The sequence below is a fragment of the Limnohabitans sp. 2KL-3 genome (genome assembly GCF_001269405.1).
Lineage (GTDB): Bacteria > Pseudomonadota > Gammaproteobacteria > Burkholderiales > Burkholderiaceae_C > Limnohabitans_A.
Map to the genome: position 1 here is coordinate 420,434 of NZ_CXON01000001.1, position 12,225 is coordinate 432,658.

Genomic DNA, 12,225 nt, shown 5'->3' on the forward strand with positions numbered 1-12,225 from the left:
GGGCATGAAAAAACTGGTGCGATTTCTGAAGTGGGGCCTGCTGGCCCCTTTGGGTTTGTGCATGGGTCTGGTGCAGGCCCAAGGCTTTCCGAGCAAACCCATCAAAATTGTGGTGCCCTTTGGACCCGGCGGTTCGGGCGACATCACGGCACGCGCCTTTGGCCAGTACCTCGAAGCGCAATTCAAGCAAGGCGTGGTCATTGAAAACAGGGCGGGTGCCAACGGCATTTTGGGCACCGAAGCCGTCAAAAATGCCCCAGCCGACGGCTACACCCTGCTGCTGACCACCAACACCACGCTGGCGGCCAACCTGAGCCTGTACAAAAAGGTACCTTATGAGCCCCTCAAAGACTTTGAGCACTTGGGCCAATTCGGCACCGCCGCCTCGGTGGCCATGGTCAGCAAAGACTCCGGGATTCGCACCCCCGCCGATCTGACGGCTTACGCCAAAGCCAATCCGGGCAAGGTGTTTTTTGGTCATTACAACTCGGCCTCGCAGATGACAGCCGAGATGTTCAAGGTCAAGACCGGCGCCCCCATGACCGGCATTCCCTACAAGAGCATTGGCTCGGCTTTGCAAGACTTTTATGGCGGCCAGTTGCAGGTGCTGTTTTTGGAGTACCTGCCAGCCATGGCACACATCGACAACCCCAAGGCCACCGCCATTGGCGTGACCGGTGCCACCCGCTTTAAACCTTGGCCCAACGTGCCCGCCATTGGCGAGACTTACCCCGGTTATGAACTGGGCTTCTTCTTGGGCCTTGCCGCCCCAGCAGGCACACCCCCCGATGTGGTGAAAAAACTGGACGGCGCCATCGCCTCGGCCCTCAAGGACGAGGGCTTCCTGGCCCGCTTGGCGCAATTGGGCTTGGAGCCCTCCAAGGTATCCAAGGCCGAATATCCTCGCTTCATTCAAAGTGAAATCACCCGCTGGGCCCAGGTCATCAAAGACGCTGGCATCAAGCCCGAATAACCCCCCTACACCACCACAGGATTTGCCATGCGTCTCGGCTACTTCACCATGCCCTTGCACCCTTTTGAAAGGGACACCACAGAAACACTGCACGAGGACCGGCAGACCATCATCTTGGCTGATCAGCTCGGTTTTTACGATGCATTTGTGGGCGAGCATTTGACCGACAAAGCCGAAAACGTGACCAACAGCTTGTTGTTTTTGGCCACCTTGATTCCCGAAACCAAGACCATCAAGCTGGGCAGCGGCACCTCCAATTTGTCGCACTCACACCCCACGCTGCTGGCCTCGCAAGCGGCCATGTTTGACCACTTGGCCAAGGGCCGATTCATCTTTGGCATCAGCCCGGGCGCCTTGGCCTCGGACGCCGAAGCGCTGGGCATTCTGGACCAAGACCGCAACAAAATGTTCGCCGAAGCGATCGATGTGATCCTGGCCATTTGGGAGCGCGAGCCCCCCTACAACATCGACTTTCCGGACAACCGCTTCAAGGTGAGCACACAGGTCACCTCTGTCCCCGAAATTGGTCGGGGCTACTTGATGAAGCCGTTCCAAAAACCCCGGCCAGAAATTGTCGGCACAGTGGTGGCCCCCTTCTCCAAGGGCGTGATTGCCATGGGCAAGCGCGACTTTCACCCCATGTCGGCCAACTTCTTGATGGACCACTGGTTGAACAGCCATTGGGACAACTACTGCGAAGGCAAGACCTCGGTGGGCCAGACGGCCAACCCCGCAGACTGGCGCGTGGCACGCACGATTTTTGTGGCCGACGATGCGGCCACCGCCCAGCGCTATGGCCGCGCAGACGCCAACAGCCCTTACCGCTATTACTACCGCCAGATGTTGACAAAGATGATGATGTCCAAGCGTCACGTCATCTTCAAGAAACACACCGACGAAGACGACCGCCACGTCACACTCGATCGCTTGCTGGACGAGTTGGTCATCACCGGCACCGTCAACGAAGTGGTCGACAAAATCCTGGCCTTGCGCGAGAAAGTCGGCCCCTTTGGTGAAATCGTGTATGCCGGTATGGACCTGGTCGATCCAGACCTGGGCCGCCGATCGATGGAACTGATGGCCAACGAAGTGATGCCACGCGTGAACCAGGCCTTGGGGCTGGGTTCGGCGATCAACGCCAACGCGCCTGTGGAAACCGCTGCGGCATGACCCCGCAGGCCTTTCGGCAACTGATGCGCCTGCATCCGGCGGCTGTGAACATCATCGCCACGGGCCAGACGCCTCACCGCACCGGCATGACGGTGTCTGCCTTCATGTCCTTGGGGGTCGAGCCCCCCACGGTGGTCTGCGCCATCAACCGCAGCGCTTTCACCTACGCGCACATGGCCGACAACCTGGTGTTCAGCGTGAACACGCTCTCGGTGGCGCACATCGAACTGGCCAAATTGTTTGCGGGTCAAGCTTCTTTGTTTGGCGATGAACGCTTTGACGAGCAGCAATGGGGCCCCTTTGATTCGGGTTCACCTTTCCTGCACGATGCCGTCATGAGCCTGGAGTGCCGTTTGATTCGGCAAGTGCAAGAGAGCACCCACTGCCTGATGGTGGGCGAAGTCATTTCTGGCCGCTACAACGACACAGCCGCACCCTTGCTGTACCGCGATGGCCAGTGGGTCACCACCAGTGAGGATCTGCTGATGGTGCCTATTGAAGCTGCGGGCATGCGCTGAATCAACAGATGTGTGAAGTTGCCCAGTGAACGGGATTGGTGAAGCCCGCACCGATATCAGCGCATGGTCCAATAGGCCACGGCTTGAATCCATCGGTTTTAAAAAAGAGCTTCCAGAATTTCATGCAAAACACCCTCACGCAGTCCACACCTCCACCCATTCACACCGGCCAATGGGTGTTACGCCAACTCATCTGGCTGAGCATGCTTTGGTCGTTCGCCACAGCACATGCACAACAGGCATTTTCCTTCGTAGCGCTGGGAGATTTGCCCTACGGATCTGCACAAAAGGCCTACGGTCCTTACCGGTCGCTGATAGACCGCATCAACCAAGAAACCCCTGCTTTTTCTGTTCATGTGGGCGATTTCAAATCGGGCTCGACGCTGTGCAGCGATGAGGAATTTGCCTACCAACTGGATCACTTTCAGAGGTTCACAGGTGCTGTGGTTTACACCCCGGGTGACAACGAGTGGACCGATTGCCACAGAGCCAACAATGGCGCATATGACCCCTTGGAGCGTCTGACCGCTTTGCGGCAACGCTTTTTTACACCCGGACAATCCTTGGGCGCAAAACCCATGACGGTGCAAAACCAATCGACAGTCTCAAGCGCTTTCGGACGGTATGTGGAAAACGTGCGCTGGATGCACCAAGGGGTGTTGTTTGCCACACTGCACATCGTGGGCAGCAACAACAATCTGGAAAACCGGGACATCGCTGCCAACCGAGAATTTTTTGAACGCGATGCGGCCAACGTGGCGTGGATCACCTCAAGCTTCGAGCAAGCGCGTGCACTGCAAGCAACGGCCGTGGTGTTTGCTTTTCAGGCTGACGTTCTGGAAAACAAAACACTCTGGGAAGATTTTCCAGGTTGGTCAGGGTTCAAAAGCATCGGCAACACGCTGCTGCCCATGGCCCATCAGTGGGGCAAACCTGTCTTGGTGGTGCACGGTGACAGCCATCAGTTCAGGATTGACCAGCCTTTTCAAATCGATAAAAAACCAGTGAGAAACGTGACACGCTTGATCGTGCCTGGCGCATCGGATGTGCGTGCAGTCAAGGTGACCGTGAAAAACGCCAGTTTTTCTTTTGAGATGTTGTCGCCACTGCGATGAAAGAAAGTCACCTCAAGATGACAAAGGCAGCCCGATCAACTCCGAAAGGGCTTGCACGCTCAAACCGTCCACGGTGTCGATGACCACCAAACCCGCAGGGGTGCAAGCCAGTGTGGCCAAGTCGGTGTAAACCCGTTTGACGCAGCCAATGCCGGTCAGGGGATAGCTGCAGGCCTGCACCAGTTTGCTTTGGCCTTGCTTGGTCAGCAGGTCCATCATGACCCAAGTTTGTTTCGCCCCACTGGCCAGGTCCATGGCCCCACCCACGGCCGGAATGGCATCGGGCTCGCCCGTGTGCCAGTTGGCCAGGTCGCCCGTGGCGCTGACCTGAAAGGCCCCGAGCACGCAAATGTCCAGATGCCCGCCACGCATCATGGCAAAGCTGTCGGCGTGGTGAAAAAAAGCGCCACCGGGCAGCAGGGTCACGGGTTGTTTGCCCGCATTGATCAGGTCGTAATCTTCCTGTCCCTTGGCCGGTGCCGGGCCCATGCCCAGGATGCCGTTTTCGCTGTGCAAGAGCACTTCGCGGGTGGCAGGAATGTGGTTGGCCACCAAGGTCGGCTGGCCAATGCCCAAGTTGACAGTGGCCCCCTCGGGAATGTCTTGCGCCACGCGGGCGGCCAATTCGTCTTTGCTGCGTCGGGTGTAGCTCATGCCTTGATGCCTCCGGCCTGTGTGGCCACACGGTCGATCTTGACCACTGCCTGAACAAAAATGCCGGGCGTGATCACGGTCTCGGGGTCCAACTCGCCCAATGCGACTTGTTCGTGCACTGTGGCCACCGTTTTGCGAGCGGCCATGGCCATGATGGGTCCAAAATTGCGTGCCGCCTTGCGGTACGTCAGGTTGCCCCAGCGGTCACCGCGCTCGGCTTTGATGAGGGCCAGATCGGCATGGATGGGTGTTTCGTACACGTACATGCGGCCATCGATCTCTCGGGTTTCCTTGAGCGAGCCATCGGCATGTTTGGCCAACTCGGTGCCATAACCTGTAGGTGTGAAAAAACCGCCAATGCCCGCACCTGCCGCCCGAATGCGCTCGGCCAAATTGCCCTGTGGGACCAGCTCCAACTCGAGCTGGCCTGAGCGGTACAAACCATCGAACACATAAGAGTCGGTTTGCCGGGGAAAGCTGCAAATGATCTTGCGCACCCGACCGGCCTTGAGCAAAGCGGCCAAGCCCTGTTCGGCGTTGCCCGCGTTGTTGTTGACCAGCGTCAGGTCACGCGCCCCTTGCGCCAAAAGGCCAGCGATCAGCTCATCCGGAATACCGGCCGTGCCAAATCCGCCAATCATGACGGTGGCTCCATCGGCTGTGCCCGCCAGCGCCTCGCCGACCGAATCCACAAACTTGTTGATCATGTGCTGCGTACCCCCGTTGAATCTTCAAGCATAGCCTGCCCGTTTCGATTTTCACAGCACCCCAAGCGGCCCCACAGGCACGTTGGAGACTGCCCAAAGACCCCGCCAGCGCTGAGGAATGTCACACACAAGTCAGCCCAGGATGGGCTTTTCGATCAGGATTCACTTATTTTTGAAAGGACCATGCCATGCAGCCATTGCATTCACAGCACGCACCGGGCAGCACTGCGGCCCGCCGTCGTCTGCTTCGCCAAGCAGCCATGGCCGGACTGGGCTTGATGATGACTTGGGGTGCTGCACACGCGCAGTCTGGCTACCCCCAACGCCCCATATTGATGGTCGTGCCGCAAGCGGCCGGTGGCACCAATGACATTGTGGGGCGTTTGGTCAGCCAAAAGCTCTCTGAGGTGTTGGGCTCACCCGTGGCGGTCGAAAACCGGCCGGGCGCGGGCGGCAACATTGGCACACAGTTTGCCGCCAAGGCCCCCAAAGATGGTTATACCTTGCTCATGACCATCAGCAGCAGCCAGGCCATCAACCCCGCCCTTTATAAAAACCCGGGCTTTGACCCGGTCAAAGACTTCAAACCTGTGGCCTTGATTGGCGCGGTCCCCAACGTCTTGCTGGCCAATCCAGGCTTTACCGGTCAATCGGTGCAAGACCTGATCGCTGCGGCCAAAGCCAAACCGGGTCAACTGCAATACGCCTCGGCAGGCAACGGCACGCTCAACCACTTGCTGGGTGAAATGCTCAACAGCATGGCGGGCATCCAGCTGCAGCATGTGCCCTACAAAGGCGTGGCCCCGGCCATGAACGATGTGCTGGGCGGTCAATTGCCTTTTGTGTTTGCCAGCCTGCCAGCCTCGCTGAGCCACATCAAGGCCGGCAAGCTCAAAGCCCTGGCGGTGAGCAGCCCCAAGCGTTCGCCCGCCCTGCCCGATGTGCCTGCCCTGGCTGAATCTGTGCCCGGCTATGCCGGCACCTTGTGGATTGGCCTGTTCAGCCCCGCCGGTGTGCCCGCCGAGGTGTCGGCCAAATTGGGGGAGGCCATGGGCAAAACCCTGGCAGCCAAAGACCTGCGCGACAAACTGGAACAGCAAGGCGTGGAGTTGGCCGCACCGACCAGCCCCGAGCAATTCTCAACCCTGCTCAACGAGGACATTGCCCGTTGGGCCAAAATTGTGAAGTCATCTGGCGCTGCCATCGATTGATGAATCCACTCAAGAGACCCACGGGCCACCCTTGGATCTCTTGTCTTTCAACCTGACTTTTGGAGACAACATGAAAACCACTTTGAAACTGGCTTTGACCGCCCTGACCCTGGCCTGCACTGCGGTGCAAGCCCAGCCTTACCCCAACAAACCCATCACACTGGTGGTGCCCTTTGCCGCTGGCGGCCCCACCGACGTGGTGGCCCGCATGATGGCCATTCCCATGGGCAAGTCACTGGGTCAGTCTGTCGTCGTTGAAAACGTCAACGGCGCAGGCGGCACCGTGGGCGCAACCAAAGTGGCACGCTCTGCCCCCAACGGTTACACCATCTTCTTGCACCACATGGGCATGTCCACATCCCCTGCCCTGTACAAAAAACTCAACTTCGATCCGCTCACCGACTTTGAATACATTGGCCAGGTGCTGGACGTGCCCATGACGCTCATTGCACGCAAGGACATTCCCGCCAACAACCTGCAAGAGTTGATCGCCTACATCAAGGCCAACGAAAAGAAGGTGTCGCTGGCCGATGCTGGTTTGGGCGCGGTGTCCAACCTGTGCGGCCTGATGTTCAAGAGCGCCATCGGCATCAACATCAACACCATTCCCTACAAAGGCACAGGCCCCGCCATGAACGACCTGCTGGGCGGCCAGGTGGACATTCTGTGCGACCAGACCACACAAACCGTGCCCATGATCAAGGACGGCCGGGTCAAGGTGTTTGGTGCCACCACGCTCAAGCGTCTGGCCGCATTGCCCAACGTGCCCACTTTGGACGAACAAGGCCTCAAAGGCTTTGAGGTGAAGGTCTGGCACGGCATGTATGCGCCCAAAGGCACGCCCGCTCCGGTGCTGACCCAAATCAACACCGCGATGCGCGCCGCCATGGCCGAGCCCTCGATCGTGCAACGTTTGGCTGAACTCAGCTCAGAAATTCCATCGGCCGACAAGATGACCGCCAAAGGCTTGGAAGACCACCTGAAGGCCGAGATCAACAAATGGGGTCCTGTGATCCGCAAGGCGGGTGTGTCGGCCGACTGATCCTGGACCGGAGCGTCTGTGCTGCAACACCCGCTGGGGGTGCAGTGCAGATGCTTGAAACAAGGGCTGGGCCACCAACCGGCCCAGCACCCTCGCCTCAAACGATGTGCAAACCGCCATCCACCACCAAGGTGGTGCCGGTGATGAACGAGCCCTCCGAAGAGGCCATCCACAAAATGGGCCAGGCAATTTCTTCGGGCGTGGCCCAACGACCCAGCAAAGACGTGTCTTTGCGTTCGGTCTTGAGTTGCTCCACGCTCTTGCCAATTTTTTGCGCCCGCCCCACATGAAAATCCGTCAGTGTTGAGCCGGGGCACACCGCGTTGACACGAACGCCATGCGCCGCTTCTTCACACGCTAAGGACCGGGTCAAGGCCAGTTGCGCGGCTTTGGTGGCGTCGTACAACGCCATGCCTTTTCGGCCTTTGACGGCATAACACGACGACACATTCACGATGCTGCTGCTCCCTGACCGGCGCAAATGCGGCAGTGCCGCATGGCAGTAATTCGTGATGCCCACCAGGTTGACACCCACAATGGCTTGCCACTCCTGCGACGTGGCTTCGGCCGCTGGCGAATAGTTGCGCATGGCGGCGTTGTTGACCAGGATGTCCAGGCCCGCGAAAGCCGCCACGCAGTCGGCCACCGCTTGCAGGGCCAAGGCGCGATCGCTCACGTCCGCTTGCAGGCAGCGTACTTGCGCCTCGGGCATGGTCTGCAGCAAGGCGTGGCGCGTGCGCTCTAAGCCCTGAGCATCAGCATCCACCAAAAAAACCGAAGCGCCTTCTTGGGCAAAAATATGCGCCGTAGCCGCGCCAATGCCCGAGCCGGCCCCGGTGATCAGCGCCACTTGGCCGTGTAAACGAGCTTGGCCCATGCCGTTCACTCCGCCTTGGTGCCGGTGTCTTTGATGACCTTGCCCCAACGCTTGATTTCAGACCCGATCCAGTCGCGGAACTGGTTGGGGGTGGTGGCCACGATCTCAAACTCCATGTCCAGCAAGCGCTTGGTGATTTCGGGTGAGCGCACGATCTTCACGATCTCGCGGTGGTAACGTTCGATGATGGGTGCAGGCGTGCCACCCGTGGTGAGAAAGCCAATCCACGACGTGGCTTCAAAGTCCGGATAGCCCGACTCGCTGAGGGTGGGAATGTCGGGCGTGCTGGCAAAGCGCTTGAGACCCGAGGTGGCCAACAATTTCAGGCGGCCTTCCTTGGCAAACTGCTGCACATTGCCCGGCACAAAAAACCCCGCCTGGATGTTGCCGCCGATCAAATCACTGACTGCAGGCCCCGCACCTCGGTAAGGGATGTGCGTGATGTGAAACCCGGCGGCCGACTTGAACATCTCCATGGTCAGGTGCGAGGCACTGCCCAGAGCCACAGAACCATAAGAGTATTTGGCGGGATTGGCCTTGGTCTTCTCAACAAAGTCCTTGACACTGGTGATGCCCGAGGCCGGGTTGACCACCAGGTATTGCGGTGCCTTGACCATCAAGGTGATGGGGGCCAGGTCCTTCACCGGGTCGTAAGGCATTTTGTCAAACAGACCCACGTTGATGGCCAGTGGGCCGTTATAACCAATCAGCAAGGTGTGACCGTCCGGCGCGGCCTTGGCCACCATGTCGGCGCCGATGTTGCCCCCGGCACCGGGTTTGTTTTCGACCACCACAGGCTGGCCCAACACCTCTTGCAACTTGGGTGCAATCAAACGCGCCAGCACATCGTTGGTGCTGCCGGTGATGGGCACGATGATGCGCACGGGCTTGGTGGGCGACCACTCTTGCGCCGAAGCACCGGTCGCGGCTGCGAGCCCCAAGGTGGCCAGCACAAGGGCAGCGATTTGACGGCGATGGAATGTGGACATGGGGTCTCCTGTGGGTGTGATGGATGCCAAGGGTCAGATGGAAAAAACCGGCTCATCCAGGCCATTGGCCAGGTGTGCTTTGGCCCAAACCATGGGGTCATCGCCCTTGGGCAACAACACGCCCGCAGGCCGAACGTGTTGCTCGGACGCGTCCAAGGCCGGGGGTTCAATGCCTTGCTCCAACGCCACCGCCGCATCGTGCAGCATGCGCCGGGCCATGACGATGGCACGGTCGGTGGGCAGCAGTTTTTCGGCCGCATGGTCCTGGATGGAGCCCATGCTTTCTTGCAGCGAATAGTCTTGCGCCGAGAAACCAAACACCCCGCTGTACGCACGCTTTTCTTGCTGGGCCTTGCGGTCCATCAGGTAATCGTTGTCACGGTTGGCCTTGGGCACAAAACTGCCCGGGGCCTCGTATTCCACATGGATGCCTTTGCCCGCAGCCATGGCTTCGTGTTCTTCGGCGCTCAGCGGCTGCTTGGGTTGCCAGTTCATGCTCCAGGCCCAGCACTCGTGGTCGTTGACCGGCACCCAGGCGTGGCCACCCAAGGCATGGTGGCCAAACGGTGGAATCATCGTGAACCAGGGGAATAACCACTGGGTGATGCGCCAGTAAAAACTGTCGGGCTCGCCCATGCGACGGCCATACAAGCTCATGCCAAACGAGGTCTTTTCGATTTCAAACACCACGTTGCCGTCGGCCTTGATGTAGTCGAGCGCCTTGACGCCCTGGTGCATCGGGTCCGTGTCCACTTCATAGCGGTGCACATAGGACACGTGGGCCGTGTCGATGCCGCCTTCCATGGCCTGCAGGTAGCTGGAGTACTGAAGGCGCTTGGACACGAACACATGGCTGTCCGGCAAGGTGCACCACTCCAGCTCGGGGGGCTCGGGCATTTTGTCGGGTGGGCCCATGTAGGTCCAGACAATGCCGCCGCGCTCCACGCAGGGGTAGCCCTTGATGTGCATGTGCGCACAGGCCTTGGGGTTGGAGGGCACCTCCACACACTGGCCCAATCCGTCAAACTTGACGCCGTGGTAGGCGCAGCGGATGCCGTTTTCTTCGTTGCGGCCAAAGTACAGCGAGACACCCCGGTGCGAACAAAACTCACTGATCATGCAGGCTTGGCCATCGGTGTTGCGAAACGCCAGCAGCTTTTCACCCAGCAGCTCGATGCGCACTTGCGGACCGTCGGGCAGCTCGATTTCGCTGCTGGTCAAAGCGGGCACCCAATAGCGGCGCATCAGGTTGCCCATGCGGGTGCCGGGACCCACGCGGGTCAGGGTTTCAGACATGTCCTTGTTCATGAAAAAGCGTCTCCTTGGCTTGAACGGTTGACTGGCGCAGGCAGTGCGCACTGCGCAGATATCCATAAAATGATAATCTTGTCCATCAGGCGGACACATTGATACACACGCCCCTGACAGGGTTTTGAAAGGTTGGAGCATGAGCACCCACAGCGGTGATGGCGTCCGGGCTGTTGAGCGGGCTTTGGACATCTTGAAAGCGTTCTCGGTCAACGAGCACGAACTGAGCGCCGCGCAATTGCTCGAACGGGTCCCTTTGAGTCGTCCCACGCTGTACCGCTTGCTGCAAACGCTGGTGCAATCGGGTTTTGTGGTGTCCTCGGGCGAGCCCCAAAGGTTCAGGCTGGGCCCTGCGGTCGGGCAACTCACACACGTTTGGTCATCGGGCCTGAATGTGTCTGCGGTGGGCCAAACCATCATGCAGCGCGTGTGGGCCGCCACCCAGGAAACCGTGGCCTTGTTTGTGCCACAAGGCACCATGCGCCTGTGCGTTGCCGAGTTGCCCAGCCCCCAGGCACTGAGCTTCAAGCGGGGGGTGGGTTACCAAGAGCGCATCGTTTTGGGGGCCAGCGGCCAGGTCATCTTGGCGCATGCCAACACCTCCATCGAAGCCATTGAGCGTTATGCCGAAGGCCTGAACCTGGACCCTATCCGTTTGGCGCAAGAGCTACGCCAGATCAAAAAGCGCGGCTACGCCATCAGCAAAAATGCCTTGATCGAAGGGGCTGTGGCCATCGCTGCACCGTTTTTCAACAGCCATGGCCAGGTGGCCGGCTCCATTGCTGTGTTTGGGCCGGGTGCCCGCCTCAAAGACGCGAAGGTGCGCCAGTTCGGGGCCGTGTTGGTCAAAGAAGCTACCGCCCTGTCGCAGGCTTTGGGCCACAGCTGAAGCGGGCCATGGCACAGGGTGTGCGGCTCAAGGTCGCCACTGAATGCCCCGGACCCAACCCACACTTTCAGCGCCCGTGTTGTCACTGTCTGCCCCAATCAGCACGGCACGCACTTTGGGCACAGCGGCCCCGGCAGGCAGCTCATCGGCAAACAACTTCGCAAAGTCGGCCGCCACGTCGCGGGTTTCGTTTTGCCATTGGGCCAAAGGCGCGCCCTTGCCTTGCAGCGTGAGAAAGCGCACGCGCTGGGTGTAGGGGTTGGCGCCTTGCAGGCCTGCGGGGTGCACGCTGTCCCACACGTAGCAGAGCGTGGCTGCGGGCAAGTCTTCGCCGCTCACGCTGCGGGCGATGCGCAGCAAGGTGCGCTGGGCAAAGGGCACGCGGTCCAACGGGTGGTCAAACATCACACACACTTTGAGCGCCGCATCGTCACCGGCTTTGGTCTGGATGTCGGCCACACCTTGCCCGCCCGTGAGCGCTTGGTCCAGACGCCAGCGCCATTGCAAACGACCCGGTTCGGCTTTGGGCAAGTCTTGCACCCAGGTGCCATACGAAGCGCGGGTACTGACCTTGAGCGCCCGCTCGCCTTGCACATCGGCCAACTCGAAACGCGTGGCAGGAATGTCGGCCTTGGACTTGGGAAAGCCCACAAAGCGCCAAGTGCTGGCGGCCGTGCCATCGGCGGGCACCAAAGGCGACAAGCTTTGTGCGAAAGCGGATGCCGAAGCGCAGGCCATGCTCAGCGCCAGCAGCGCGGGGATGGGTTTCAAC

The 12,225-nt window shown here is 59.7% G+C and carries 13 protein-coding genes; 7 read left to right on the forward strand and 6 right to left on the reverse strand.

The window, feature by feature from the left end; translation table 11 throughout:
- The first annotated feature begins 4 nt into the window (after positions 1–4).
- The 4 genes from AMM41_RS02050 to AMM41_RS02065 all read left to right on the forward strand — a co-directional run bounded on the left by AMM41_RS02050 (position 5) and on the right by AMM41_RS02065 (position 3,776).
- A complete protein-coding gene (locus AMM41_RS02050; protein WP_158273310.1) occupies positions 5–973 on the forward strand; it encodes a Bug family tripartite tricarboxylate transporter substrate binding protein in 969 nt (322 codons plus the stop codon).
- A 27-nt stretch (positions 974–1,000) separates the two neighbouring features.
- A complete protein-coding gene (locus AMM41_RS02055) occupies positions 1,001–2,143 on the forward strand; it encodes an LLM class flavin-dependent oxidoreductase (RefSeq protein WP_089952429.1) in 1,143 nt (380 codons plus the stop codon).
- A complete protein-coding gene (locus AMM41_RS02060; protein WP_089952431.1) occupies positions 2,140–2,661 on the forward strand; it encodes a flavin reductase family protein in 522 nt (173 codons plus the stop codon). The genes AMM41_RS02055 and AMM41_RS02060 overlap by 4 nt, the downstream gene beginning before the upstream one ends.
- Before the next feature lie 122 nt (positions 2,662–2,783).
- Positions 2,784–3,776: a hypothetical protein gene (locus AMM41_RS02065; RefSeq protein WP_199233543.1), complete on the forward strand. Its 993-nt coding sequence runs from the start codon at positions 2,784–2,786 to the stop codon at positions 3,774–3,776.
- A gap of 12 nt (positions 3,777–3,788) precedes the next feature.
- Here AMM41_RS02065 and AMM41_RS02070 read toward each other — a convergent pair whose 3' ends face one another.
- Positions 3,789–4,430 (reverse strand): 3-oxoacid CoA-transferase subunit B, encoded by a 642-nt coding sequence (locus tag AMM41_RS02070; protein WP_089952433.1) that lies wholly within the window; start codon positions 4,428–4,430, stop codon positions 3,789–3,791.
- Positions 4,427–5,137, reverse strand: coding sequence for a 3-oxoacid CoA-transferase subunit A (locus AMM41_RS02075; protein WP_089952435.1), 711 nt, complete (start codon positions 5,135–5,137; stop codon positions 4,427–4,429). The genes AMM41_RS02070 and AMM41_RS02075 overlap by 4 nt, the downstream gene beginning before the upstream one ends.
- A gap of 260 nt (positions 5,138–5,397) precedes the next feature.
- Between AMM41_RS02075 and AMM41_RS02080 the strand changes: the two genes are divergently transcribed.
- Both AMM41_RS02080 and AMM41_RS02085 read left to right on the forward strand, forming a co-directional pair.
- The gene (locus AMM41_RS02080; RefSeq protein ID WP_228769062.1) at positions 5,398–6,348 is read left to right on the forward strand and encodes a tripartite tricarboxylate transporter substrate binding protein; all 951 of its coding nucleotides are present in this window, start codon (positions 5,398–5,400) and stop codon (positions 6,346–6,348) included.
- Between the two features lie 70 nt (positions 6,349–6,418).
- The gene (locus AMM41_RS02085; protein ID WP_089952643.1) at positions 6,419–7,390 is read left to right on the forward strand and encodes a tripartite tricarboxylate transporter substrate-binding protein; all 972 of its coding nucleotides are present in this window, start codon (positions 6,419–6,421) and stop codon (positions 7,388–7,390) included.
- Positions 7,391–7,487: 97 nt separating this feature from the next.
- Here AMM41_RS02085 and AMM41_RS02090 read toward each other — a convergent pair whose 3' ends face one another.
- Genes AMM41_RS02090 through AMM41_RS02100 form a run of 3 tightly spaced genes read right to left on the reverse strand, consistent with a single transcriptional unit; the run spans position 7,488 to position 10,564 of the window.
- Positions 7,488–8,267: an SDR family NAD(P)-dependent oxidoreductase gene (locus AMM41_RS02090; RefSeq protein ID WP_089952645.1), complete on the reverse strand. Its 780-nt coding sequence runs from the start codon at positions 8,265–8,267 to the stop codon at positions 7,488–7,490.
- A 5-nt stretch (positions 8,268–8,272) separates the two neighbouring features.
- A complete protein-coding gene (locus AMM41_RS02095; protein WP_089952647.1) occupies positions 8,273–9,256 on the reverse strand; it encodes a Bug family tripartite tricarboxylate transporter substrate binding protein in 984 nt (327 codons plus the stop codon).
- Between the two features lie 33 nt (positions 9,257–9,289).
- The gene (locus AMM41_RS02100; RefSeq protein WP_089952440.1) at positions 9,290–10,564 is read right to left on the reverse strand and encodes a Rieske 2Fe-2S domain-containing protein; all 1,275 of its coding nucleotides are present in this window, start codon (positions 10,562–10,564) and stop codon (positions 9,290–9,292) included.
- 139 nt (positions 10,565–10,703) lie between these two features.
- Between AMM41_RS02100 and AMM41_RS02105 the strand changes: the two genes are divergently transcribed.
- Positions 10,704–11,453, forward strand: coding sequence for an IclR family transcriptional regulator (locus AMM41_RS02105; protein ID WP_089952442.1), 750 nt, complete (start codon positions 10,704–10,706; stop codon positions 11,451–11,453).
- Between the two features lie 27 nt (positions 11,454–11,480).
- On the opposite strand, the gene AMM41_RS02110 is transcribed toward AMM41_RS02105, so the two are convergent.
- On the reverse strand, positions 11,481–12,224 hold the full coding sequence (locus AMM41_RS02110) for a DUF3047 domain-containing protein (protein WP_228769049.1): 744 nt from the start codon (positions 12,222–12,224) through the stop codon (positions 11,481–11,483).
- Between the last annotated feature and the right edge of the window lies 1 nt (position 12,225).